The sequence below is a fragment of the Halodurantibacterium flavum genome, assembly GCF_042681825.1.
Lineage (GTDB): Bacteria > Pseudomonadota > Alphaproteobacteria > Rhodobacterales > Rhodobacteraceae > Halodurantibacterium > Halodurantibacterium flavum.
The window spans coordinates 252,283-276,770 of sequence record NZ_JBHUGH010000012.1 but is presented as its reverse complement, the minus strand read 5'-3'; the positions used below and the strand labels follow the sequence as shown (position 1 = coordinate 276,770).

Below are 24,488 nucleotides of genomic sequence, written 5' to 3'. Positions count from 1 at the left end.
GAAAAACAGACCAAACCGCCCGCATATCCCTTCAAAAAAAAACAACAATGTCAAAGAGCAAAAGACAAAAACAAACGAGCAAACGCCACAAAGCAGCGCCACCCGCATGCATCCATCCAGAAAACCAAACCGAGAACAACAAGCCCCCGGCCCGGTGAAGGCGTATCTAGCGAGTCGTCGCGGGGCTTGCAAGAGGCATTCGTCAAAATAATCACTCTTGCCCCTGGCGCGCCCTGCCTTCTTGGCCGGCGGCCTTTACGGGCCGAACGGATCGGTTGCGACAGCCGCCAAGGCGGTGTGGTATTCCGCCAAAAGACGCCCAGCCAGATCGCCGGCGGCCGGAAGATCGCCGATTCCGCCCACACCCTGACCCGCGGACCAGACCGTTTTCCAGGCCTTTGCCTCGCTCGCCATGTCCATGCGGCCATGGGCCGGCAGGTTGTCGGGATCGAGCCCCGCGCGCACCATGCTGGGGCGCAGGAAATTGGCATTCACGCCCGAGATCGCCGAGGTATAGAGAATATCTGCGGCCTGCGAGGACAGGATCATGTCCTTGTATTCAGCGTCGACCATCGCCTCCCGGGTGGCAAGCATCCGCGTTCCGAGATAGGCCATGTCGGCCCCCATCATCCGCGCGGCGAGGATCTGCGCCCCCGTGTTGATCGCGCCCCCAAGCACGACCGTTCCGTCGAAAACCGCCCTGATCTCGTTCACCAACGCAAAGGGGCTCATCGTGCCGGCATGTCCGCCCGCGCCGGCAGCGACCGCGATGATGCCATCCACCCCGGCCTCGGCCGCCTTTTCCGCGTGGCGGCGGCTGATGACGTCGTGAAAGACCAGCCCGCCATAGGAATGCACCGCATCCACCACATCGCGAACCGCCCCCAGCGAGGTGATCACCAGAGGCACCTTGTGGCGGACAACCTGCGCCAGATCCGGCTCCAGCCGCGGGTTGGACCGGTGGACGATCAGATTGACGCCGAACGCTGCCGCGTTGTCCGGAAGCGCCTCGGCGATTTCGGACAACCAGTCGGAAAACCCCTCGGTGCTGCGCTGGTTGAGCGCGGGAAAGCTGCCGACCATTCCGGCCTTGCAGGTTGCAATGACAAGCTCCGGCCCCGAGGCCAGGAACATTGGCGCGGCGATTGCTGGCAGGCGCAGGTTGCGGCGCAGGCTCTCCGGTATCGTCATTCTGACCCTCCACGGATGACGTATCCCCCTTTTGCTAGCAGTCCCGCGCAAGGAATGCAGAGGGGACGCCACGTCACGCCTCTCGGCGGCGCGCCGAAAACCGACAGAATGTGCCGCAGGGCATGGCGCAGCCGCCCAGGAATTGGGCAGGTCTCAAAAGTATCACGCCCGCACGCGAACGTGCATCACATCTCGCAAAGGAGTTCTGTGTGATTTCGGATCGCGGTGCTATGAACGCCCGATGGGCGGCAGCCCTGACAAGTAACCGACCCGGGCCCGCCCGGGACTAACCAAGGGGCACGGCCACAGGCTGGCGCAGGATCAGCGCGAATGGCCCCGCACAGGAGAGGGACGGCACATGAAACATCATGTCGCGGCGGCGCTTTGCGTCGCAGGTCTTGCTATATCCGCATGGCCGGCACAGGCTGACGAGGCGTGCATCTCGCTGCATCCGCAGGTGGATTTCTGCGCCGACCGGGCCGAGTGGCAGCAGGTCGACCGGACCGCGCCGGAAACGCTTGCGTTCTTTCGGCTGCCCGAAGGCGGCTTTGGCAAGATCATTCTGGAAGAGATTCCGGTATCTACCTCCGTCGATCAGGAACAGATCCAAGAGACGATCGTGGCGATGATCACCCGCCAGATCGAATCCGCCGGCGGCACGGTCGAGGTGACCGAACGCGACGGCGGCGAATACGGAAACGATCTGGTCGGCACGATCGTCTATGAACTGCAGGCCTCAAGCGGGCAGGACGTGTTGACCCTGCACTCCTATCTCGTGTCGGAAAATCTGGCGCTGCAGTTCATCACCTCGACCGACAGCCGGAACCGCGCGGCCTATACCCTGCACAAGGCGTTCATCGACAACTTCCAGATCAGCCAGGTCGAAACGTTTCTCTAACGCGGATCGACATCCGGCACCGGTTCCGGCACCGGCGCCCAGAGCACGGCCTCGATCCGTGGGGCGGCGGTGGCAAGCATAACCAGCCGGTCAAAGCCGAGCGCGATACCGCTCGCCTCCGGCATGAGGGAAAGGGCGGCGAGGAAATCCTCGTCCAGCGGGTAATGCTCGCCATAGACGCGCTGCTTCTCGGCCATCTCCGCCTCGAACCGACGGCGCTGCTCCGGGGGGTCCGTCAGTTCACCGAACCCGTTGGCAAGCTCGACCCCGCAGGCATAAAGCTCGAACCGTTCCGCGACGCGCGGATCGTCTGCGGCGGGTCGGGCAAGCGCCGCTTCGGCGACCGGATAGCGGTCGAGAAACGTCATGCGCCCATGGCCAAGATGCGGCTCGATCCGCTCCACCAGCACCTTTGAAAACATGTCGGACCACGTATCGTCCCCCGACCGGCCGATACCTGCCGCATCGAGCGCCCGCCCCAGCGCCGGCGCATCGGGCGTGCCGTCCGCCGAAAGGGTCGAGAGGAGATCCACGCCCGCATGACGCCCGAACGCCTCGGCAAGGCTCAGACGCTCGGGCGCCGCGAAGGGGTCGCATTCGATATTCCGCCAGCGCAGGCGGCCGGTCCCGGCAGCCGTTGCGGCAAGGCGCAGGATCTCGGCGCAGTCCTGCATCAGCACCTCATAGGGTGCGCCCGTGCGATACCATTCGAGCATCGTGAATTCCGGATGATGCAGCGGCCCACGTTCCCGGTTGCGCCAGACATGGGAAAAGGCCGCGATCCGCGTCTCGCCTCCCGCCAGCAGCTTTTTCATCGCAAATTCCGGCGAAGTGTGCAGATACATCTGCCGCGCAGTCCCGTCATTTCCGACTGCCGCGGTCCCGAAAGCATGAAGATGCGCCTCATTCCCCGGCGAGATCTGCAGGGCCGACGGATCGACCTCGACGAAATCCTCATGGTCCAGCCAGTCACGGATCGCGCGCTGGATCCGGTTGCGCGCCAGCAGCAGGGGCCGCCGGTCGGCATGGCGGCCGGGCCGCCACCATTCTGATGCAGTCGGGGTTGAAAAGGTCGTGGCCATGGCGGCTTTCGTCTGGAAGAGCGTGGCGAATTGCGCTAGCGGAGACGCGAGTTCCCGCTTACGCTGCGGCCCCCGCAACTACAAGGAAGACCTGACGTGAAAGTCATCGCCTCCAGCCTTCGCAAGGGCAATGTCGTCGAGATGGACGACAAGCTCTATGTCGTCCTCACCGCCCAGAACTTCCACCCCGGCAAGGGCACACCGGTGACGCAGGTGGACATGCGCCGCATCTCGGACGGGGTGAAGGTCTCGGAACGCTGGCGCACGACCGAACAGGTCGAACGCGCCCATGTCGACGAGCGGGAATACGACTTCCTCTATGAAGACGGCGAAGGCTTTCACTTCATGGAGCCGGAGAGCTATGAGCAGATCACCGTGTCCCCTGACGTGATCGGCGACCAGAATGTCTTTCTGACCGAAGGCATCCGCGTCTTCATCAAGACCTATCAGGATGTGGCGATCGCCATCGAACTGCCGCAGAAAGTCACGGTCGAGATCGCCGAGACCGAGCCCGTCGTAAAGGGCCAGACCGCCTCTTCGTCCTACAAGCCCGCGATGTGCACCAACGGTGTCCGGGTCATGGTGCCCCCGCATATCAGCGCCGGCACGAGGATCATCATCTCGACCGAAGACAATTCGTACGTCGAGCGCGCCAAGGACTGAACCGTACCTGCGGGGTGTGGAAGCGGGCGGCCCCTGGGTCGCCCTTTTCTTTTGGGTAATCATCAGGGGCGGGCAGCCGCAACCGCCCGCGCGGTGGCATCAGATGATCGCGTGGCGGACCTTTGCCGACACCCATTCGCTGACCACCACAGTGCCCAGGATCACAAGGATGATCATCGTGACCTGCGGCCATGCCAGCACATTGAGGCTCGCCTGAAGCTGCGCGCCGATGCCGCCTGCGCCCACCAGCCCCAGGATCGCGCTTTCGCGGATGTTGATGTCCCAGCGGAACACGCTGATGCCATAAAAGGTCGGCATGATCTGCGGCACGATCCCGTAATTGAGGATCTGCGCGCGGCTGGCGCCCGTGGCGGTCACCGCCTCGATCTGCTTCGGGTCGGTTTCCTCGATCGCCTCATAGAGCAGCTTGCCGATGAAGCCGATCGACCGGAACGCGATGGCGAGGATACCTGCCAGCAGCCCCGGCCCGAGGATCGACACCAGCAAGAGCGCCCAGATCAGCGAGTTGATCGAGCGGCTGGCCACGATGATGAAGAGCGCCGCCGGACGGGCAAGCAGCCGGGATGGCGTCGTGTTCTGCGCCGCCAGAAACGCGAGCGGCACCGCCATCACGATCCCCAGCAATGTGCCGAGCGTTGCGATGTTGATCGTGTCCCACAGGGGTTTCCAGAGGCGCGTCATGTAGTCCCAGCGGGGCGGAAACATCCGGCCCACAAGGTCCTGCGCCGCCTGCGGGGCGTCATAGACAAAGACCCACATCGTCCGCGCCGTCATCACGTTCCAGCAATAGACGAACAGCGCGACCACGATCAGCCAGAACAGCCACAGCAACAACTGTCCGCGCGGCGTCCGGTGGCGCCATTGCGCGTCAGAGCGGGGGTGCATCAACGTCTCGGTCATTTCACCCACCTCCGCAGATGGCTGGAGGAATATTCGGCAACCATGACGATTGCGATGATGATGATCAGGATCGCGCCGGCGCTGTCGTATTCGTAGCGGTTCAGCGCGGTGTTCAGCGTACCGCCGATGCCCCCGGCCCCCACGATCCCGATCACCGCGCTTTCGCGGAAATTGATGTCGAGCCGGTAGAGCGACAACCCGATCAGGCGCGGCATGACCTGCGGCTGGATGGCATAGTTGATCAACTGGAACCAGCTTGCACCGGTCGCGCGGATCGCCTCGGCCTGGGCTTCGTCGATATCCTCGATATCCTCGGCCAGCAGTTTCGCGATGAAGCCGATCGTGGCAAAGGTCAGCGTCAGGAACCCGGCGAATGCCCCGAACCCGAACAGCGCCACGAAGAAGATCGCGATGATGATTTCCTGCACGGCGCGCGACACCGCGATGATCGCGCGACAGACCGAATAGAGCCAGACCGGCGCGACGTTGCGCGCGGCCCCGATGCCGATGGGAACCGAGATGAGGATGCCCACCACGGTCGAGGTGAAGGTCATCGTCAGGCTTTCCACCAGCCCGTTCGAGATGTCGCGCCACCGCGTGGTGAAATCGGGCTGCAGAAAGCCGCCCACAAAGCGCAGGCCGCGTTCCCAGCCCTCGGCCATGCGGGTCCAGTTGATATCGACGCTGCCGATGGCGAGCACCAGATAGAGGATCGCCCCAACCCCCAGCACGATCCGCCAGCGGCGGTCCCGGATCAGTTGCGGCGGGCGGCGCCATGTGGTCGCGTAACCGATCATAGCGCGCTCATCAGCTTTTGCGTCTCGGCCTTTTCCTCGGCCTCGGCGGCGGCGTCCTCATCGGCGCCCTGGCGCATCGCGGTCCAGTCCTCGGCGCCATAGATCGTGGTCAGCACGTCCTCGGTCAGTTGCGCCGGCGTGCCGTCAAACACGATGCGTCCCGCCTGCAGGCCAATGATGCGCTGCGTGAACTGCTGCGCAAGCACCACGTCATGGATATTGATGATCGCTGGCAGGCCCTGTTCCGCGCAGATTTCCACGATCAGGCGCATGATCTGGCGGCTCGTCTTGGGGTCGAGGCTGGCGGTCGGCTCATCGATCAATAGCAGTTCCGGGTCCTGTTCCAGCGCGCGGGCGATACCCACCCTTTGACGTTGGCCGCCCGAAAGGGCATCCGCGCGCTTGTCGGCATGGGCCGACAGACCGACCCGGTCCAGCAGGCGATAGGCCTTCTGGATATCCGCGCCCGGAAAGCGCCGGGTAAAGCTGCGCCAGAAGGGCACATACCCAAGGCGCCCCGACAGGACGTTCTCCATCACGGTCAGCCGCTCGACCAGCGCGTATTCCTGAAAGATCATGCCGATGCGCCGCCGCGCGCGCCGCAAGTCGCCCTGTCCCAGCCGCGTCAGGTCCATCTCGTTCAGCCGGATCGCGCCCGACGTCGGCTCTACCAGCCGGTTGATGCAGCGGATCAGCGTGGACTTGCCCGCACCCGATGGCCCGATCAGCCCCACCACCTGCCCCTTGGGCACGGAAAAGCTTACGTCCGTCAGGGCCTTGTCGCCGGTCTTGTAGGTCTTGGTCAGGTTCTCGACGCTCAGCATTCCCTGTTCCTTTCGCAAATGACGCAGGCGGGGAAATGTCCCCCGCCTGCCGTTCGGGTCTGCGATCGCTCAGCTGCAGCTGTAGCTTACGTCCATCGCCGCATCGATTTCGCGGATGACCGACCAGTGCTCCTGGAACGAGATCGGGATGAACTGCGCCTCGCCCGACTTGGAGAACTCCTCCTCCAGCGAGGTGCCCGCCCAGTCGAAGCTGAAGAACGCCTCCTGGATCAGCTCCTGCAGTTCCGGGGTGAGGTTGTGGGCCACGCCATACCCCGTCGTCGGAAAGGTTTCCGAGGTGTAGATGATCTCGAACTGGTCGGCGCTGACGACGCCACGGTCGATCATGCGCGTCTTGACCGAGTTCGCGATGGCGGCCGCATCATAGTCACGGTTCGCCACGCCAAGGATCGAGTTGTCATGGGCACCCGAAAAGGCGGGCGTGAAATCGACCTCTGCCTGAAGACCGTAATTCGCGGCCAACAGGGCCGAAGGCGCCTTGTAGCCCGAGTTCGAGGTCTCGGAGGTAAAGGCCATCGTCCGGCCTGCGATATCCTCGACCGTTTCGATACCCGACCCGGGATAGGTGATGAATTCCATCTCATAGCCAAAGCTGCCGTCTTCGGCGGCCATCATCGCAAAGGGACGGAAGCCCGCGCAGGCGACGGCCAGCGGGTTCGAGCCAGTGTTGAAGCCCGCGACATGCAGGCGGCCGGCGCGCATCGCCTCGATCTGGGCGGCGTTCGACTGAACCGGGAAGAACTGGACGGGCTTGCCCGTCACCTCTTCCATATGCGCAAGGAAATCGGACCAGGCTTCGGCATAGACGGCCGGGTCCTCGACCGGGGTATAGGCAAAGATCAGCGTCGAGGGATCGACCTGTTGCGCCGAGTCGCCGGGGATATCGGCGATCATGTCGCCGTCATCATCGACATAGCGGCTGTCGAGTGCGAATTCCGCATGGGCGGCACCGGCAAAGCCAAGCGCGGCCACGGAGAGAAGCAGGGCTTTCATGGCGGTTACTCTTCCTCTTTCTTTTGCGTTCGGTGCCGCTTAGCCCCCGCGGATGCCAGTTTCCTGACACTGGTGTAACAGAAGGGTAAAAACCGACATCGCCACGGCGCTTTCCACCGCACCCGAAGTCCAGTCCCGCTCGCACGAGTCCGACAAACGCGCTAAACCCTCCAGAAAGGGGGGGCGATGGAACAACTGATCGAGCGTTTCATGGATGCGCCGCTGGTCCTCGCGGCGCTTCTTTTCGCAGGCACATTCATTCTGGAAGAGGCCGCGATCGTCACCGGCGCCGCACTGGCCGCCGCACAGGATCTTTCCGCGCCCCTTGCGTTTGCGGCGCTTTCGCTCGGGCTGATCGTGAGCGACTGGGTTCTTTACGCAATCGGTGCCGCCGCAGCACGGATCGGCTGGTTCCGGCAAAAGCTGGGCGAGGAAAACATCGCCCGGGGGCGCGACCTGCTTGCGCGGGGGGTCTGGCCCGCGGGGCTCACGGCGCGGCTGGTGCCCTGGCTCCTCTTTCCCGTCTTCGTGGCGAGCGGATTTCTGGGCGTGGGGTTCCTGCGCTTTGCCCTTGCGAACGCGGCGATCGGGATCGCCTATCTCGCCATCCTGTTCTTCGGGATCTACGGCTTCAACCTCGTGCTTTTCGACTGGCTTGCCGGCTGGGGCTGGGTGGGGGTGATCGGGCTGGCCGCGGCGCTCATGGCGCTGACGCGCTGGGTGGGGTATCGTTACCGCCGGACCCACCCGGCATCGCCCAGCGCGCAGCCCAACGCATCCTCCAGCAAGGACGTGGACGTCCAGGGCAGGAAGTGATCGGCACCCTCGACCAGGATGACGCGCTGCGGCAGATCCGGCGGCAGACGGGCGCGCAAATATGACACATTCTCGGGGGGCACCAGACTGTCGGAAAGCCCCTGAACCATCGTTACCGGCGCGGTGATGCCCGCCAGCGCCTCGCCCAGATCCTGCAGCCCGTCCGGAAGGTCCAGAAGCTCGGCATTCGCATGTGCCAGTTCGTCCGGCAAAAGGCCGGAAAAGAACTCCTGCGCCGCCAGCAATTGCAGCGGATGCGTTTCTTCCAGCCCCGGATCGGCCGCCGAGCCGATCAGCAGAACGGCCGCCACCCGGTCCGGATGATCCGCGGCCAGCCGCAGGGCCACCGGCCCGCCATAGGAATACCCCACAAGGACCGCCGGCGCAGTGCCGGGCGGCCCCAGAAGCGGCGCGACCGCCCCGGCCTGCGCGTCGAGGGCGGTGACCGGAACCTCGGTCCGGCTGTCGCCAAAGCCGGGCCGGTCGACCGCGATACGGTATTGCCCCGGCACATCGACCAGAAAATGCGCCCATTCCTCGGCAAGGCCGGGGCTTCCGTGGAGAAAGAGGATACGCTGCCCCGCCGGCGATCCCACGGCCAGATAGCTGAGCGTGCCGCCTTCTGCCGGGCGAAAGATCCGCCGCAGGCCCACATTCTCGGGCAGATCGGCCTCAAGCCCCAGGCCGGTGATCGCGGTGAACTGTTCCCGCAGCGGCTGGAACGGCGCAAGGATCGTATCCAGCGCCAGCTCCGCCAAATTGGGCTCCGGCGCGGAGATGGTGATCTCGGCGGGGATCGGGCATGTGGCAAGCTCGGGCAACACGGGTGGCTCTCCGGCGGTCTTTGGATCTGCCTAGCGCAGCGCGACGCGCCGCACCAGCTTTGGCGTCAGGAGGTGGGCGGATAGCTGCGGCGCAGCTTTTCCTGCCGGCGCTGCAGCCGCAAAAGCTCTCGCAGACCGGTCGGGTGGTGGCCCTGACGGCGCATCTCAGCCCCGATGGAAAACAGCGCGCGATACTGCCCCCACAAGGTGCGATAGGCCTCAAGCGTCGATTTGCGGCCATCCCACAGATGCAGCATCTCGGCCCCTGCCCCGTTCAGCTCGACAATGCAAAAGTCCCGCCCCTGCAACAACGCCCCGATGCTGCGAAAGCGGATGTCGAAGCGACCAAAGTGAAAGCCGGGGATTTCCCGGGCGATGTTGTCGATGCAGGCCTCAAGCTCTGGTGTGACCATGTGCGCGGCGTCGCGATAGACGGCGCCCAGCCGCGCACTGCGCGCATTGGTCAGGATCACGACCTCACCCTTGTCCGGAACAGCCTGCCAACGGCCCCGGTTTCTGGCCCGATAGATCTCGGCATTCTGCCGCAGCACAGGGTCCGCCCGGACCAGATCCGCGACCCGACCTTGCCCGTCCCCCACCACATGCGGCGCGTAGTTGAGCGCGAAGGACGCGATCCGCCCCTGCGCCTCATCGGGATGGCGTATGTAGAAAATCCCGGCCTCGCCCTGCCAGTCGATCAGCTTTTGCAGCAAAAGCGTCAGTTCGGGCCGCGCCGGGATCAGGTAATCGCGCAGGTCGCGATCGTCCATCAGCTTGCGCACGCCCCAGCCCTGATAGCCGCGGTCGGGCTTGCCCACGACCGGAAAGGCCAGTCCCGCCACAGCCATCGCGGCCAGCGCGCGACCGCTCGCGGCCTCACCCGAGTCGTTTCCACGTTCAAGCCGCACATAGGCCGCCAGATGACGCTGCCCGCCGGGCCCGAAAAGCTCCAGCCCCTGCGATTTGCTTTCGCCCCAAAGCCCGCCGGCCTCCATTCCCGGATTTGCCGCGCTCGGCAGCGACAGGCTGCCATGGCGCAGCGCCAGCGCCAGCCACATCAGACCCGGTACAAGGTAAAAGAACGGGTCTGACAGGTTGCGCTTGAACCACGGGTAACGCGGGGCGGGGTCAAGACGCGGCATCCCGTCGTGCACATGCAGCCCCTTGGCGGGAAGGGAACCTGTAGCGGGCGCAGCAAATGCGGGGGTGGACTGGCTCGCGGTGTGGCGTGGGTCATGTCTTTTGGTCATGACGTCCATCTAGCCCAGACCTGCCCCGGACCCAACCAAATCCGCCCCGGCGGATCGTCGCGCGCTTTACACCGTGTTGGCTGCACCTATCTGCAACGCAGTCCCGGCCCAACCCGACAAAAGGAACGCACATGAAAACGGTGGTCTGCAACGGCGCGGAAATTCCTGCCCTCGGCTTCGGCACCTTCCGCATGTCCGAGGCGGAGGTTCACGAGGTCCTGCCCGAGGCATTGCGCGCGGGCTTCCGGCATGTGGATACCGCACAGATCTATCAGAACGAGGACGCCGTCGGGGCCGCCATCAAGGCATGCGGCGTCCCCCGGGACGACATCTTTCTGACGACCAAGGTCTGGGTGACGAATTTCGCGGCCGCAGATTTCCGGCGCTCGGTCGAGCAGAGCCTCCAGAAGCTCCGGGTGGATCAGGTCGACCTGCTGCTTCTCCACTGGCCGGGCGGCAGCGATGTCCCGATGGCCGACCGGATCGGGTCCCTGAACGCGGTGCGCGCTGCGGGCATGACCCGGCATATCGGCATAAGCAACTACAACGCCGCCCAGACCGCCGAGGCCGTGGCAATGTCAGAGGCGCCGCTTGTCACCAATCAGGTGGAATATCATCCCTGGCTGAACCAGACCCGCGTGATCGAGGCCGCCCGGACGGCCGGCCTTTCGGTCACCGCCTACTACGCCATGGCGAATGGCGCCTCCGCCACCGATCGGGTACTGGCCGAGATCGGCTCTGCCCATGGTCGCACCGCCGCGCAGGTCGCCCTGCGCTGGCTCGTGCAGCAGGAAGGCGTGATCGCCCTGTCCAAGACCGCCCGGATCGAACGACTGGCCGAGAACGTCGCGATCTTCGACTTTGAACTTTCCGATGAAGAAATGGCGCGCATCTTTGCCATGGCCCGACCCGATGGGCGCATTACCGATCCGGAAGGTCTGGCGCCGCGCTGGGACTGATCCGCGCAAGATCCGCCCGAACGGTCACGACCGCCCATAGCTTTGCACTGATTTTGGGCAGTTGTGGCCCCCTGCCCGCAGTTTTTCGTTGACTCGGGCAATTCCAAAGACGTTAGCTGGCAAAAATGTGATCAAGAAACCGGAAAATCCGGGCCAGCGGGGATGGGATGAAGGCGAAGGACAGGCGCGGCCTGATCGCCGGGGTGATCCGGGACAGCGGGCAGCTGACGGTCGAGGAACTGGCGCGCCGGTTCTCGGTCTCGCCGGAAACGATCCGCCGTGACCTGAGCCTGCTGGCCGAACAGGGCGTCCTGCAAAAGATCCATGGCGGCGCCAAGCGCCTGCGTCTGCATCAGGAAGGCAGCTTTGACGAACGGCTGGCGACCAATGCGGCCGCCAAATCGGAAATCGCGCGAAAATTGGCGGGGCTTCTGCAGCCCGGCGACACGATCTTCCTCGATACGGGATCGACGACGCTCGCCTGCGCCGAGGAGATTGCATTTGTCGCAGACCTGACGGTCATCACGAACTCCGTCGCCATCGCGCGGGCCCTGGGCTATCGCGCGCGCGGGGCGCGGGTGTTCCTGCTGGGGGGCGAATACAGCCCCTCGAACGCGCAGACGGTGGGGCCGCTGGTCATCCGGCAGCTTGGGGCATTTCAGGCGGATTATGCCGTTCTGACGGTCACGGCGCTCGACCCCGCGGTGGGCGCGATGGATTCGAACATAGACGAAGCCCAGGTTGCCCGCGCCATGATCGACGCGGCGCGGCAGGTCGTCGTGCTCGCCGATCAGTCCAAGCTGGGCAAGACCGCGGGCTTCCGCGTCTGCCGGACAGGGGAAATCGACATGCTTTTGACGGATCAGCCGCCCGCGCCCCCCATCACGCGGGCGCTGGAGGATGCAGGGGTCGTGGTGCGATGACGGATGCGATGGACCGGATGCCCCGGGCGATACGGCTCTACGTGCGCTGGACCGACGGCCTGTCGCAGGTGGTGGGCATCATCGCGATGTACCTGATCTTTGCGATGGTCGCCGTCCTGCTGCTCGATGCGATCACGCGAAACGTCATCAACATCCCCCTGCATTGGTGCATCGAGGCGGCGCAGTTCATGCTGACGGCCTATTACTTTGCCGGTGGGGCCTACACGCTCAAGGAAGGCGCGCATGCCCGGATGGACGTCTTTTACGAACGCCTGACCGAACGGGGCCGCGCGCGGATGGACCTTCTGACGGCCTTCTGCCTGCTCTTCTACCTCGGTGTGCTGCTCTGGGGCTCGATCTCCAGCACGCTCTACGCGATCGAATACGACCAGCGGAATTTCTCGATGTGGAACCCGTCGATGATCCCCATCAAGGTGGTGATGGTCTGCGCCATCGTTCTGATGATCCTTCAGGCGATTGCGATGATCTTCAAGGACTGGGCGCGCCTGCGCCAGGGGGCCCCGGCATGAGCTATGAGATGATCGCCCTTCTGATGTTCGCGGCGATGCTGCTGATGCTCCTGACGGGGCAGCGCATATTCGGGGCCATCGGATTTGTGGCGGCGGGGGCGGCGCTGCTCCTCTATGGGCAAGGGGCGGCGGAAATGCCGTTCAACGCGGCGTTCCGGCTCTTCAACTGGTTCCCGATGCTGACGCTGCCGCTCTTTGTCTACATGGGCTATGTGCTGTCGGAATCGGGCATTGCCGAGGATCTTTACCGCGCCTTTCACGTCTGGTTCGGGCGGTTGCGCGGCGGGCTGGCCATTGGCACGATCCTTCTGATGGTCGTGGTTTCGGCGATGAACGGACTTTCGGTCGCGGGGATGGCCATCGGCGCCACCATCGCCCTGCCCGAGATGTTGCGGCGCGGCTATGACAAGGTGCTGATCACCGGGGTCGTGCAGGGCGGCAGTTCACTCGGCATCCTCGTGCCGCCATCGGTCGTGCTGGTCCTTTACGGCATGATCGCGCGCCAGCCGGTCAGCCAGCTCTGGCTCGCGGGGGTCGTGCCGGGGCTGATGATCGCCGCGATGTTCATCCTCTACATCGTCATCCGTTGCCGCTTGCAGCCGCATCTGGCCCCGACGGTGTCCGAGGAGGAACTGAACATGCCCCTGCGCGACAAGCTGCGGCTGTTGCGGGCGGGGATCATTCCGTTCCTGATATTCTTCTTCATGACCGGGTTGTTCGTGCTGGGCTACACGAGCCTTGTCGAAAGCTCTGCCGTGGGGGCGACCAGCGCCACGCTTGCGGCGGCATGGAAACGGCGGCTGACCTTCCGCGTCCTGCATGAGACGGCGAAAAAGACGCTGATGATCTCTTGCATGTTCCTGTGGATCATCCTTGCGGCGCTGGCTTTCGGATCGGTCTTTGACGGGATCGGCGCGGTGCGCGCGATCGAGGGCCTCTTTATCACGCGGTGGGAGCTTTCGCCCTGGGAGGTGCTGATCATGATGCAGCTCTCCTACCTGCTGATGGGGATGTTCCTCGACGATACGGCGATGCTGGTGATCGTCGCGCCGCTTTACGTGCCGCTGGTTCGGATGCTGGGCTTTGACCCGATCTGGTACGGGGTGCTTTACACGATGACCTGCCAGATCGCCTACATGACGCCGCCCTTTGGCTATAACCTCTTTCTGATGCGGGCGATGGCGCCGCCGGGCATCTCGCTTCTGGATATCTACCGCTCGATCATCCCCTTCGTGGCGATCATGGTGCTTGCGGTCGTGGTGCTGATGATCTTTCCGCAGATCGCACTCTGGCTGCCGCAATACGTGAACGCACGCTGAAACACAGGCAAGAGGCCCGAAGGCCCCAACAGAGGAGAGTGATACGATGACCGAAGAGACCAAGACCTCAAGGATACTCGCCAGCCGGCGCGACTTTCTGCGGCGGGCGGGTGCCGGCAGCGCGGCGCTTGCCACCGGAACGCTGGCGGCGCCTTACGTCAACGCGCAAAGCGGCCCGATCCGCTGGCGGCTGCAGACCTATTCGGGCGCGCCGCTCGGGGCGCATGTCATCAAGCCGCAGATCGACGCCTTCAACACGGCGGCGAATGGCGAAATGGTAATCGACCTCTATTACGCCGACCAGCTTGTGCCGACCTCGGAACTGTTCCGCGCGCTGCAGAACGGCACGATCGACGCGGTGCAGTCGGATGATGCCACCATGGCTTCGCCGGTCGATATCGCGGTTTTCGGCGGCTATTTCCCGTTCTCGACGCGCTACAGCCTCGATCTGCCGGTGCTCTTCAACCAATACGGCCTGAACGAGATCTGGGCCGAGGCCTATGGCGAGGTGCGGGGCGTCGAATGGCTCAGCGCCGGGGCATGGGACCCGCTGCACATCTTTACGAAGGACCCGATCCGCAGCCTGGCCGACATGCGCGGCAAACGCGTCTTCGGCGTGCCCACCGCGGGGCGGTTCCTGTCGCGCTATGGCCTGATCCCCGTGACCGTGCCGTGGGATGACGTGGAGGTCGCGCTGCAGACCGGTGAACTGGATGGCGTCGCATGGTGCGGCTTTACCGAAGCCTATGAGGTGGGCTGGGCCGACATCTGCAACTATGCGCTGGCCAACAACGTGACCGGGGCCTGGTGCGGGTCCTATTTCGCCAATACCGACAGCTGGAACCGCGTTCCCCCGCATCTGCAGGAACTGTTCCGCATCACCATCGACCAGTCCCATTACTACCGCCAGGTCTGGTATTGGGGCGGCGAGGCCAAGCTCCGCGTCGAGGGCGACAAGATGGAACTGACCACCATTCCCGCCGAGGAATGGAACCAGGTCACCGCCGATGCCGAGGAATTCTGGGAAGAGATCGCGGCCAGCAGCGACCGCGCCGGCCGGGTCGTCCAGATCTTCAAGGATTACAACCAGATCATGGAGAGGGCTGGCGTGCCCTATCGTTACTGATACCGCCGCCCGGCCTTCGGGCCGGGCCGCAACCAGATCGCGGTCGGGGTCGCAGCCTCGCCGCAGCCAGGGACCAAGGGAGGGGCCATGCCCGCAAACCTCAGTATGGAAAGCCTGAAGGCGGCCGTCACCGCCGGGGAGATCGACACGGTGCTCGTCTGCACCATCGACATGCAGGGCCGCCTGATGGGCAAGCGGTTCCATGCCCGGCATTTCCTCGACGGCGGCTGGGAGGAAACCCATTGCTGCAACTATCTGCTCGCCACCGACATGGAGATGATGACGGTGCAGGGCTATGCCGCCACAAGCTGGGCCTCGGGCTATGGCGACCATGTGATGAAGCCCGACCTTTCGACCCTCCGTCTTGTCCCCTGGCTGCCGGGAACGGCGCTCGTGCTCTGCGATCTTCTGGACCACCACACCCATCAAGAGGTGCCGCACGCCCCGCGCGCGATCCTCAAGCGCCAGATCGCCCGGGCCAGCGCGATGGGATTCGTGCCGATGATGGCGACCGAGCTCGAATTCTTCCTGTTCGAGCAGAGCTACGAGGCGCTGCGCGACGCGAACTGGCGCGACCCTAAAACGCTCGGCGGCTACAACGTGGATTACGCGATCTTCGGCACGTCGAAGGAAGAAGAGGTCATGCGCGCCATCCGCAACGGGCTTTACGGCGCGGGCATCCCGGTGGAATGTTCCAAGGGCGAGGCCGAAACGGGGCAGGAAGAGATCAACATCCGCTACTCCGACGCGCTCGACACCGCCGACATGCACAGCATCGTCAAGAACGGCGTCAAGGAAATCGCCCATGCCAAGGGCCGTTCCGTCACCTTCATGGCCAAGTACCGCCATGACCGCGTCGGATCCTCGAGCCATGTGCACCAGTCTCTTTGGACCGCCGCCGGGGCGCCTGCGTTCTTTGACGAAACAGCGGATCACGGAATGTCGGCCCTGATGCGGCATTATGTGGCCGGGCTTTTACATCACGCGCGCGACATCACCTGCCTGCTGGCGCCCTACGTCAACAGCTACAAGCGCTTTGTCGCGGGAACCTTTGCGCCCACGAAAACGGTCTGGAGCCTCGACAACCGCACTGCGGGTTTCCGCATCTGCGGCGAGGGCACCAAGGGAGTGCGCGTGGAATGCCGCATCGGGGGCGCCGACCTGAACCCCTATCTCGCCATGGCGGCACTGCTTGCCGCCGGGCTTGACGGGATCGAGCGAAAGCTGGACCTCGCGCCGGCCATGTCCGGCGATGCCTATCTCGGCACAGACATGCCCGAGGTACCCAAGACGCTGGGCGAGGCTGCGTCCCTGATGAAGGGCTCGGCAATGCTGCGAACGGCCTTCGGGGATGCTGTGATTGACCACTATCACCGCGCGGCACTTTGGGAGATAGAGGAACAGAATCGCGTCGTGACCGACTGGGAATTGCGCCGCGGGCTGGAACGGGCCTGATCGGCCCAAACGAGGACCGGAGGACCAGAATGATCCCCAGAATGATCCAGTGCATCTCGCCCATCGACGGGCGGGTCTATGCCGAACGCCCTGCCCTGCCGCTGGCCGAGGCGCAGGCCGCAGTGGAACGCGCCCGCGCTGCGCAACCCGCCTGGGCCGCCCTGCCGCTGGCCGAGCGTATCGCCCGCGTCCGCGCCGGGATCGCGGCGCTGAACGCGATGAAGGACGACATCGTGACCGAGCTTGCCCGGCAGATGGGCCGTCCGGTCCGCTATGGTGGCGAGTTCGGCGGCGTGAACGAACGCACCGAATACATGGCCGGCATTGCCGCCGAGGCGCTGGCTCCCACCGCGGTCGAGGACAGCGACCGTTTTACCCGCCGGCTGGAGCGCGTGCCCTATGGCGTCGTCTTTGTCGTGGCGCCGTGGAACTATCCCTTCCTGACCGCGATCAACACGATCGTCCCCGCCCTGATCGCGGGAAATGCGGTCGTCCTGAAACATGCCAGCCAGACCCTGTTGGCGGGCGAGCGGCTGGCGCAGGCCTTTCACCAGGGCGGCGTCCCAACCGAGGTGTTCCAGAACCTCTTTCTGGACCATGAAACGACCGAGGCCCTGATCGGCCAGCGGGCCTTCGGCTTTGTGAACTTCACCGGCTCGGTCGGCGGCGGGCAGGCGATGGAACGCGCCGCTGCGGGCACCTTTACCGCCATGGGGCTGGAACTGGGCGGCAAGGACCCGGGCTATGTCATGGCCGATGCCGATCTTGACGCCGCTGTCGACGGGCTGATGGACGGCGCGATGTTCAACGCGGGCCAGTGCTGCTGCGGGATCGAGCGGATCTATGTCCACCATACGCTTTACAGCGCCTTCGTGGACAAGGCGGTCGACTGGGTCAAGGGCCTGCGGCTCGGCAACCCGCTCGATCCGGAAACGACGCTGGGGCCGATGGCCAGCCGCCGTTTCGCCGATACGGTGCGCGCGCAGGTGGCCGAGGCGGTGGCGCAGGGCGCGACGCCGCTGATCGATCCGGCGCATTTCCCGGCGGACGATGGCGGCACCTACCTGGCGCCGCAGATCCTCATCAACGTGACCCACGACATGCGCGTGATGCGCGAAGAAAGCTTTGGCCCCGTGGTCGGCATCATGCCCGTGCAGGACGAGGCCGAGGCGATCCGCCTGATGAATGACAGCCCCTATGGCCTCACCGCCTCGATCTGGACGCAGGACCCCGCCAATGCCGAACGGGTCGGCGCGCAGATCGAGACCGGGACGGTCTTCATGAACCGCTGCGACTATCTCGATCCGGCGCTCTGCTGGACGGGCTGCAAGGATACCGGGCGCGGCGGCGCGCTGTCGGTCATCGGCTATCACGCGGTCACGCGACCGAAATCCTACCATCTGAAGAAGGTGCTGAAATGACGCTGCGCGCCAACTGGTCCTACCCTACCGCCGTCCGCTTTGGGGCGGGGCGCATCGCCGAGCTGGCCGAGGCCTGCACGGCCGCAGGCATCGCCCGCCCGCTGCTGGTGACCGACAAGGCGCTTGCGGCGCTTCCGATCACGGGCGCCGCGCTTGACGTTCTGGATGCCGCCGGCCTTGGTCGCGCCGTCTTTGCCGAGGTCGATCCGAACCCTTCCGAGGTGAACCTGGCTGCAGGCCTCAAGGTCTATCGTGAGGGGGGGCATGACGGCGTCGTGGCCTTTGGCGGCGGATCGGCGCTCGACCTCGGAAAACTCATCGCCTTCATGTCGGGACAAAGCCGCCCGGTCTGGGATTTCGAGGATATCGGCGACTGGTGGACCCGGGCCGATGCTGCCGGAATTGCGCCGATCATTGCCGTTCCGACGACGGCGGGCACCGGGTCCGAGGTGGGCCGCGCCGGCGTTCTGACGAATAGCGAGACGCACGTCAAGAAGATCATATTCCACCCCAGGATCCTGCCCACGATCACCATATGCGACCCCGAACTGACGGTCGGGATGCCCCGGGTCATCACGGCCGGCACCGGAATGGACGCGCTCGCCCATTGCCTTGAGGCCTATTCGAGCCCCTTCTACCACCCGATGAGCCAGGGCATCGCGCTGGAGGGGATGCGGCTTGTCCTCGAGAACCTTCCCCGCGCCTATGCGGACGGCACCGATCTGACGGCCCGGGCCGAGATGATGTCAGCCGCCGCCATGGGCGCCGTCGCATTCCAGAAGGGACTGGGGGCGATCCACGCGCTGTCGCATCCCGTGGGCGCGGTCTACAACACCCATCACGGCACAACGAATGCGGTGGTGATGCCCGCCTGCCTGCGCTTCAACCGCCCCGCGATCGAGGACCGCATTTCCCGCGCGGCCGATTATCTTGGCATCGGTGGCGGCTTTGACGGCTTTTATCAGCGTATCCTGTCGCTGCGCCACGACCTCTCTATCCCCGACACGCTGGGGGATCTTGGCCTGGGCACCGACCGGCTGGAAGAGCTGACCGCCATGGCGTTGGAGGACCCCTCGGTCGGCGGCAACCCCGTCGAGATGACGCAGGGCAACACCCGCGCGCTCTTCGAGGAGTGTTTCAGGGCGAACCACTGAAAACCAGTGGCATGCGCCGCAAAGGCGCATGTCACATCACCGCAAAACGATCCACGTCGACCATGCCGTGGTCGGTGATCTTGAGATGCGGGATCACCGGCAGGGCCAGGAACGCGAGTTGCAGGAACGGCTCTTCCAGCGTCACGCCAAGCGACCGGGCGGCGGCCCGCAGGGTCACAAGCGCCTCATGCACCGTCTCGAAGGGATCGAGGCTCATCAGCCCCGCGACGGGCAGGGGCAGTTCGGCCAGAACCTCGCCCCCCGCGACAACGACAAAGCCGCCTTCGATCTGCCCCAGCCGGTTCGCGGCCAGCGCCATGTCGTCGTGATCCGCGCCGACAACGGCGATGTTGTGATGATCGTGGCAGACGGTCGAGGCGATGGCCCCCCGCTGCAGCCCGAAGCCGCGCACGAAGCCGTTCGCGATATTGCCGTTCCGTCCGTGCCGCTCGATCACGGTGATGCGGACAAGGTCGCGGGACGGGTCGGGGCGGCGGTCGCCGTCCCGCGCGGGGATATCCTCGGTCAGGTGCTCGGTGATGATCTTGCCCGGCAGGATGCCGATCACAGGGGTTTCCGGTCCGCCGGGCAGGCGGAAATCGCTGGCCTGCACCGTCGGGGCCTTCACGCTCTGGCGTGCGACCGGCGGCAGGGTCTCGCGCGCGGCAAAGCCTGCCTCATCCACCCGTCTGCCGCCGCACAGCACCAGTGTCGCCCGACACGTTGCCAAGTCGTCCAGAACGACGATATCGGCGCGCTTGCCCGGCGCGATCTGCCCCCGGTCCTTGAGCCCGAACGCCTCGGCCGCCGAGAGGCTGGCCGCACGATAGACGGCCAGCGGCGGCACACCCAGCGCGATCAGGCTCCGGATCATGTAGTCGAGATGCCCGTGTTCAGCGATGTCGAGCGGATTGCGGTCATCCGTGCAAAGCGCCATGTAGGGTGCCGTCCGTTCGGTCAAAAGCGGCGCGAGCGCGTTCATGTCCTTTGACACCGACCCTTCGCGGATCAGGATGCGCATTCCCTTTTGCAGCTTTTCCCGCGCCTCTTCGGCGGTGGTCGCCTCATGCTCGGTGCGAATGCCTGCGCTGAGATAGGCGTTCAGGTCGCGCCCGCGCAACAGGGGGGCATGCCCGTCGATATGGCGCCCGGCAAAGGCGCGCAGCTTGTCCATCGCGCCCGGGTCCTTGTGGATCACCCCGGGGTAGTTCATGAACTCCGCCAGCCCGATGACGCGCGGATGGTCCTTCAGCGCCGCAAGATCCGCGGCCGAAAGGTCCGCCCCCGCCGTTTCCATCGCGGTCGAGGGCACGCAGGACGACAGCTGGACGCGGATGTCCATGAGGGTCCGGCTGCTCGCTTCGAGGAAATAATGTATCCCCTCCAACCCCGCGACATTCGCGATCTCATGCGGGTCGCAGATCGCGGTGGTGACACCGCGCGGGGCGACACAGCGGTCGAATTCGAACGGGGTGACAAGGCTCGACTCGATATGAAGATGCGTGTCGATGAAACCGGGGACGAGCGTCTTGCCCGATACGTCGACGACCTCCCGCCCCTCGTAGCCGGCGCAGGTTCCCACGATCGTATCGCCGCAGATCGCGACATCGCCCTCCAGAAGGTCGCCGGTCACGAGGTCGAGCACCCGTCCCCCGCGCAGTACGAGATCCGCAGGCTCTGCCCCCCGGCCCTGGTCGATCCGTCTTTCAAGCGTCATGCGATGCCCCCGTTGGCCCGGTTCCCCTGCCTGCGCAGGGTGGGCAGCGCGGGCAGGAATGGCAAGGGTCAGATGCCGTAAAGCTCGCCGAACTTGGCCTCCAGATAGGTCAGGAGCGGCTCTTCATCCGGCTCGAACCCGCAGGCCGTCGCGATCACCTCGCGCGGGGCAAGCCGCGCGCCATGGCGCTGCACGTTTTCGCGCAGCCATTCGGTCGCGGGGGCGCTGCGCCCCTCGGCCAGCGCGGCATCAAGGTCGGGCACAGCCTCACGCAACGCGTGGTGCAGGCAGCCCGCATAGACATTGCCCAGCGTGTAGGTCGGGAAATAGCCGAAAAGTCCGACCGACCAGTGCACGTCCTGCAGAACCCCGTCCGAAGGCTTTTCGACCGCAACCCCGAAATCGGCGAGGAAGCGGCTGTTCCACGCCTCTTCCAGATCGGCGACCTCCAGCGTGCCGGCGATCAGCGCGCGTTCCAGATCGAAGCGCAGCATCACATGCAGGTTATACTGGACCTCATCGGATTCGGTGCGGATGAACCCCTGCTGAACCCGGTTCACCGTCGCATAGAAGGCTTCGGCATCCCCCGGCGCCATGTCAAAGACCTGCTGCATCCGGCCGAACAACCAGCCGGTATAGGCGCGGCTGCGGCCCAGCTGGTTCTCATAGATCCGGCTCTGGCTTTCGTGAACGCCCATGGATGCACCGCGCCCCAGCGGCGTCAGCAGGAAATCCGGATCGACCCCCAGTTCGTAGCAGGCGTGCCCGACCTCGTGGATCGTGGAATAAAAGCAGTTGAACGGGTCTTTTTCATTCACCCGCGTGGTGATCCGCACATCGTTGCCCGACCCGGAGCTGAACGGATGGACGGCAAGGTCGAGCCGCCCGCGGCTGAAGTCATAGCCGAAGTTGCGCGCGATCTCGCGCGACAGGCGGATCTGCGCGGCCTCGGGGTAGTGGCCTGTCAGGGCGGCGGGCTGGCGGTCTGACCCCAGAACCGCCTCGCGCAGCGCGACAAGCCGCGGGCGCATCCGGTCGAACAGCGCGGCGATCAGCGCGCCCGAGGTCTCTGGCTCATAATCCTGCAACAGCGCGTCATAAGGGTCGCCGCCATCGGCCAGGGCCGCGGCCTCTTCGCGGCGCAGGCGCAGCACCTCGGCCAGGGTCGGCAGAAAGGCCGCCACATCCTCATTCGCGCGCGCCTCGGCCCAGATCCCCTGCGCCACGCTTGTGACACGCGCGATTTCAGAGGCCAGCCGGGCCGGAACCTTGACATTGCGTTCATAGCTGCGGCGGATTTCGCGCAGCTGCGCGACCGCGACCTCATCCCCCGGGGTCACGGTTTCCAGCCATTCGCCCAGCCGGGGATCGGTGCGCCGGGCGTGCAGCACGGATTCGAGCGCACCCATTTCCTCGCCGCGTTGTTCGGCGGCGCCGCGCGGCATCATGGTTTCCTGATCCCAGCCGAGACGGCCCGCGACCTGCGCCAGCGCCTCGGTGTCTCGCTGGAACGCCATCAGGTCTTCATAGCTGCTCATGCCTTCGCTCCGCGGATCGAGGTTACGATGGGATATTGCGCAAGGAACCGCACCCGCAGGATCATGACCCACAGAAGCACCGCGGTAAACTGGTGCAGGATGGCAAGCTGCCAAGGGGCGCCGGCCATGACGGTGAGGATGCCCAGCACAACCTGCAACACCATCACCGCCAGCATGAGCGTGAATGCTGCCCGGGTCTCCCCATGGGCGCTGCGGCGCCCGCGCAGAAAGGCCACGATGCCGAAAGCGAAAAGCAGATAGCCCGCCATGCGATGCATGAACTGCACCAGCGCCGGGTTCTCGAAAAAGTTGGACCAGAGCGGCCGCAGGTCAAAGCTCTCGGGCGGGAAGAAGACGCCGTGCATCAGCGGCCAGTCGGTATAGCTGCGGCCCGCGTCGATGCCCGCGACCAGCGCACCCAGCAGGATCTGGAGAAAGGCGAAATGCATCAGCCCCGTTCCAAGGCTGAAGAGCCGCCCCTCGCGCGCACGACGGGCCTGCAAAAGCTGCGTTTCCGACCGCCCCAGCAAAAAGACATACCACGCGATGAACCCGAGGATGACAAAAGCCAGCCCCAGATGGGTCGCCAGCCGGTAGGACGCCACCCGCGTCATGTCGCCCGAGAGGCCCGAGGCCACCATCCACCAGCCGATCGCCCCTTGCAGCCCCCCGAGCGCGCCGATCAGCAACAGGCGCCGCGTCCAGCCCGTCGGGATGCGCCCCGTCGCCCAGAAAAAGACAAAGCCCACGCCCCAGATCAGCCCCATCACCCGGCCAAGCTGCCTGTGCCCCCATTCCCACCAGTAGATGAACTTGAATTCCTCCAGGCTCATCCCGTAATTCAGCAACTCGTATTGGGGGATCTGGCGATAGAGCTCGAATTCCTCTTGCCAGCGCGCCTCGGACAGGGGCGGGATCGCGCCGGTGACAGGCCGCCATTCGGTGATCGAAAGGCCCGACCCGGTCAGCCGCGTGAGCCCGCCCACCGCGATCATCAGCACCACAAGCGCAAAGAGCACCATCAGCCAGATGCGGATCGCCCCTCGGCCGCCACCCCGGCCCCGGTCGATGCCACCCGCGACGGGCGCGGCGCGGCCCGGGGTCGCGACCTCTTCGAAGATCGAACGAGTCTTTGCCATGGATGCCTCCTGTCGCGCGGGAAACTAGGCCCCGGCCCTCTGGTCTTCAAGTCGGGCCCGCGTCAGTCGGGCCTGCCACGGCGTCGCACCATCTGCCGCAGGATACCGTGCAGCGTCTGCACATCCGCGCGCGTCAGGGGCATCCGCGACCACATGTTGCGCAGGTTTATCTTCATTCCGGCTGCCTTGTGGTCCGGGAAAAAGAAACCCGCCTCTTCCAGCTGCGCCTCGAAATGATCGCCCAGCTTCTCGACCTCGATGGCCTCGGCGAACTCGGTCTTTGCCATCTCCATCACCTCGGGCACCGCCGCGACCGTCTGGCGGCGCCATTCATAGCCCACCAGCAACACGCATTGCGCAAGATTGAGCGAGGGGAATTCCGGGTTCACCGGGACCGAGATGATGGCGTTGGCGCGTGCCACATCCTCATTTTCCAGTCCCGCGCGTTCGGGGCCGAACAGGATGCCGACCTTCTGCCCCTGTGCGATCAGCGCGCGCGCATGTTCCATCGCCCGTTCCGGCGTCATCACCGGCTTGGTCAGGCCGCGCCCGCGCGCCGTGGTGGCAAAGACATAGGTGCAGTCGGCCAGCGCCTCGGGCACGGTCGGGAAAATCCCGGCATTGTCCAGGACGCGCCCGGCCCCGCTTGCCATGGCGACCGCGCGCGAATTGGGCCAGCCGTCGCGCGGATCGACGATCCGCATCCGGTCCAGCCCGAAATTCCACATCGCCCGTGCCGCCGCGCCGATGTTCTCGCCCATCTGCGGACGCACCAGAACCACCGCGGGCGCCGGGCCTGACCAGCTTTCCACCATGCCATCGCTCACCTTGACTGCCCCGACCCCATAGGCCCCGCTTTGCCCGAGGGCAAGCCCAAGGCGCGCTTGCCGCCATGCCGGTCGCAGGGTAAGAGGGCCGGAAACGGAG

Annotated in this window: 23 protein-coding genes; 11 read left to right on the top strand and 12 right to left on the bottom strand. The window is 65.1% G+C overall.

What is annotated here, in order from left to right; all coding sequences use genetic code 11:
- Positions 1-255 precede the first annotated feature (255 nt).
- Positions 256-1,191, bottom strand: coding sequence for an NAD(P)H-dependent flavin oxidoreductase (locus tag ACFSGJ_RS16315; protein WP_390264176.1), 936 nt, complete (start codon positions 1,189-1,191; stop codon positions 256-258).
- Between the two features lie 358 nt (positions 1,192-1,549).
- Here ACFSGJ_RS16315 and ACFSGJ_RS16310 point away from each other — a divergent pair, with 358 nt between their 5' ends.
- Positions 1,550-2,089 (top strand): hypothetical protein, encoded by a 540-nt coding sequence (locus tag ACFSGJ_RS16310; RefSeq protein WP_390264173.1) that lies wholly within the window; start codon positions 1,550-1,552, stop codon positions 2,087-2,089.
- Here ACFSGJ_RS16310 and epmA read toward each other — a convergent pair.
- Positions 2,086-3,171: an EF-P lysine aminoacylase EpmA gene (gene epmA / locus ACFSGJ_RS16305; RefSeq protein ID WP_390264170.1), complete on the bottom strand. Its 1,086-nt coding sequence runs from the start codon at positions 3,169-3,171 to the stop codon at positions 2,086-2,088. The genes ACFSGJ_RS16310 and epmA overlap by 4 nt on opposite strands.
- Positions 3,172-3,267: 96 nt before the next feature.
- Between epmA and efp the strand changes: the two genes are divergently transcribed.
- Positions 3,268-3,834, top strand: a complete 567-nt coding sequence (efp, locus tag ACFSGJ_RS16300) for an elongation factor P (RefSeq protein ID WP_390264167.1) — start codon at positions 3,268-3,270, stop codon at positions 3,832-3,834.
- Positions 3,835-3,933: 99 nt separating this feature from the next.
- On the opposite strand, the gene phnE (ACFSGJ_RS16295) is transcribed toward efp, so the two are convergent.
- The 4 genes from phnE (ACFSGJ_RS16295) to phnD all read right to left on the bottom strand — a co-directional run bounded on the left by phnE (ACFSGJ_RS16295) (position 3,934) and on the right by phnD (position 7,390).
- Positions 3,934-4,755 (bottom strand): phosphonate ABC transporter, permease protein PhnE, encoded by an 822-nt coding sequence (gene phnE, locus ACFSGJ_RS16295; RefSeq protein WP_390264165.1) that lies wholly within the window; start codon positions 4,753-4,755, stop codon positions 3,934-3,936.
- Positions 4,752-5,552 carry a phosphonate ABC transporter, permease protein PhnE gene (gene phnE / locus ACFSGJ_RS16290; RefSeq protein ID WP_390264162.1) on the bottom strand — a complete coding sequence of 267 codons (801 nt, stop codon included), beginning with the start codon at positions 5,550-5,552 and terminating at the stop codon, positions 4,752-4,754. Before phnE (ACFSGJ_RS16290) ends, phnE (ACFSGJ_RS16295) begins: the two co-directional genes overlap by 4 nt.
- Entirely contained in the window at positions 5,549-6,376 is an 828-nt protein-coding gene (phnC, locus tag ACFSGJ_RS16285) for a phosphonate ABC transporter ATP-binding protein (protein ID WP_390264159.1), read from the bottom strand. Before phnC ends, phnE (ACFSGJ_RS16290) begins: the two co-directional genes overlap by 4 nt.
- Before the next feature lie 69 nt (positions 6,377-6,445).
- A complete protein-coding gene (phnD, locus tag ACFSGJ_RS16280) occupies positions 6,446-7,390 on the bottom strand; it encodes a phosphate/phosphite/phosphonate ABC transporter substrate-binding protein (protein WP_390264156.1) in 945 nt (314 codons plus the stop codon).
- A gap of 186 nt (positions 7,391-7,576) precedes the next feature.
- On the opposite strand from phnD, the gene ACFSGJ_RS16275 reads away from it, so the two are divergent.
- Positions 7,577-8,206 (top strand): DedA family protein, encoded by a 630-nt coding sequence (locus tag ACFSGJ_RS16275; RefSeq protein WP_390264152.1) that lies wholly within the window; start codon positions 7,577-7,579, stop codon positions 8,204-8,206.
- Here the strand turns inward: ACFSGJ_RS16275 and ACFSGJ_RS16270 are convergent.
- On the bottom strand, positions 8,122-9,030 hold the full coding sequence (locus ACFSGJ_RS16270) for an alpha/beta fold hydrolase (RefSeq protein ID WP_390264149.1): 909 nt from the start codon (positions 9,028-9,030) through the stop codon (positions 8,122-8,124). The genes ACFSGJ_RS16275 and ACFSGJ_RS16270 overlap by 85 nt on opposite strands.
- A 65-nt stretch (positions 9,031-9,095) precedes the next feature.
- Entirely contained in the window at positions 9,096-10,280 is a 1,185-nt protein-coding gene (locus tag ACFSGJ_RS16265; protein WP_390264146.1) for a hypothetical protein, read from the bottom strand.
- Between the two features lie 131 nt (positions 10,281-10,411).
- Between ACFSGJ_RS16265 and ACFSGJ_RS16260 the strand changes: the two genes are divergently transcribed.
- The 8 genes from ACFSGJ_RS16260 (at position 10,412) to ACFSGJ_RS16225 (ending at position 19,167) form a co-directional block, all read left to right on the top strand.
- Positions 10,412-11,239: an aldo/keto reductase gene (locus tag ACFSGJ_RS16260; RefSeq protein WP_390264143.1), complete on the top strand. Its 828-nt coding sequence runs from the start codon at positions 10,412-10,414 to the stop codon at positions 11,237-11,239.
- A gap of 167 nt (positions 11,240-11,406) precedes the next feature.
- Positions 11,407-12,162 (top strand): DeoR/GlpR family DNA-binding transcription regulator, encoded by a 756-nt coding sequence (locus tag ACFSGJ_RS16255; RefSeq protein WP_390264141.1) that lies wholly within the window; start codon positions 11,407-11,409, stop codon positions 12,160-12,162.
- Positions 12,159-12,692, top strand: coding sequence for a TRAP transporter small permease subunit (locus ACFSGJ_RS16250; protein WP_390264138.1), 534 nt, complete (start codon positions 12,159-12,161; stop codon positions 12,690-12,692). Before ACFSGJ_RS16255 ends, ACFSGJ_RS16250 begins: the two co-directional genes overlap by 4 nt.
- Positions 12,689-14,011: a TRAP transporter large permease gene (locus ACFSGJ_RS16245; RefSeq protein ID WP_390264136.1), complete on the top strand. Its 1,323-nt coding sequence runs from the start codon at positions 12,689-12,691 to the stop codon at positions 14,009-14,011. Before ACFSGJ_RS16250 ends, ACFSGJ_RS16245 begins: the two co-directional genes overlap by 4 nt.
- 46 nt (positions 14,012-14,057) lie before the next feature.
- A complete protein-coding gene (locus ACFSGJ_RS16240) occupies positions 14,058-15,137 on the top strand; it encodes a TRAP transporter substrate-binding protein (RefSeq protein WP_390264133.1) in 1,080 nt (359 codons plus the stop codon).
- 87 nt (positions 15,138-15,224) lie between these two features.
- The gene (locus tag ACFSGJ_RS16235; RefSeq protein WP_390264130.1) at positions 15,225-16,592 is read left to right on the top strand and encodes a glutamine synthetase family protein; all 1,368 of its coding nucleotides are present in this window, start codon (positions 15,225-15,227) and stop codon (positions 16,590-16,592) included.
- Between the two features lie 29 nt (positions 16,593-16,621).
- Entirely contained in the window at positions 16,622-18,013 is a 1,392-nt protein-coding gene (locus tag ACFSGJ_RS16230) for an aldehyde dehydrogenase family protein (RefSeq protein ID WP_390264126.1), read from the top strand.
- Complete coding sequence (locus tag ACFSGJ_RS16225; protein WP_390264123.1) at positions 18,010-19,167, top strand: iron-containing alcohol dehydrogenase; 1,158 nt, start codon at positions 18,010-18,012, stop codon at positions 19,165-19,167. Before ACFSGJ_RS16230 ends, ACFSGJ_RS16225 begins: the two co-directional genes overlap by 4 nt.
- 31 nt (positions 19,168-19,198) lie before the next feature.
- On the opposite strand, the gene ade is transcribed toward ACFSGJ_RS16225, so the two are convergent.
- The 4 genes from ade to ACFSGJ_RS16205 all read right to left on the bottom strand — a co-directional run bounded on the left by ade (position 19,199) and on the right by ACFSGJ_RS16205 (position 24,376).
- Entirely contained in the window at positions 19,199-20,884 is a 1,686-nt protein-coding gene (gene ade, locus ACFSGJ_RS16220) for an adenine deaminase (RefSeq protein ID WP_390264120.1), read from the bottom strand.
- A gap of 68 nt (positions 20,885-20,952) precedes the next feature.
- Positions 20,953-22,422: a carboxypeptidase M32 gene (locus ACFSGJ_RS16215; RefSeq protein ID WP_390264117.1), complete on the bottom strand. Its 1,470-nt coding sequence runs from the start codon at positions 22,420-22,422 to the stop codon at positions 20,953-20,955.
- On the bottom strand, positions 22,419-23,561 hold the full coding sequence (gene ctaA / locus ACFSGJ_RS16210; RefSeq protein WP_390264114.1) for a heme A synthase: 1,143 nt from the start codon (positions 23,559-23,561) through the stop codon (positions 22,419-22,421). Before ctaA ends, ACFSGJ_RS16215 begins: the two co-directional genes overlap by 4 nt.
- Positions 23,562-23,623: 62 nt before the next feature.
- Positions 23,624-24,376 carry an RNA methyltransferase gene (locus tag ACFSGJ_RS16205; RefSeq protein WP_390264209.1) on the bottom strand — a complete coding sequence of 251 codons (753 nt, stop codon included), beginning with the start codon at positions 24,374-24,376 and terminating at the stop codon, positions 23,624-23,626.
- Positions 24,377-24,488: the final 112 nt, after the last annotated feature.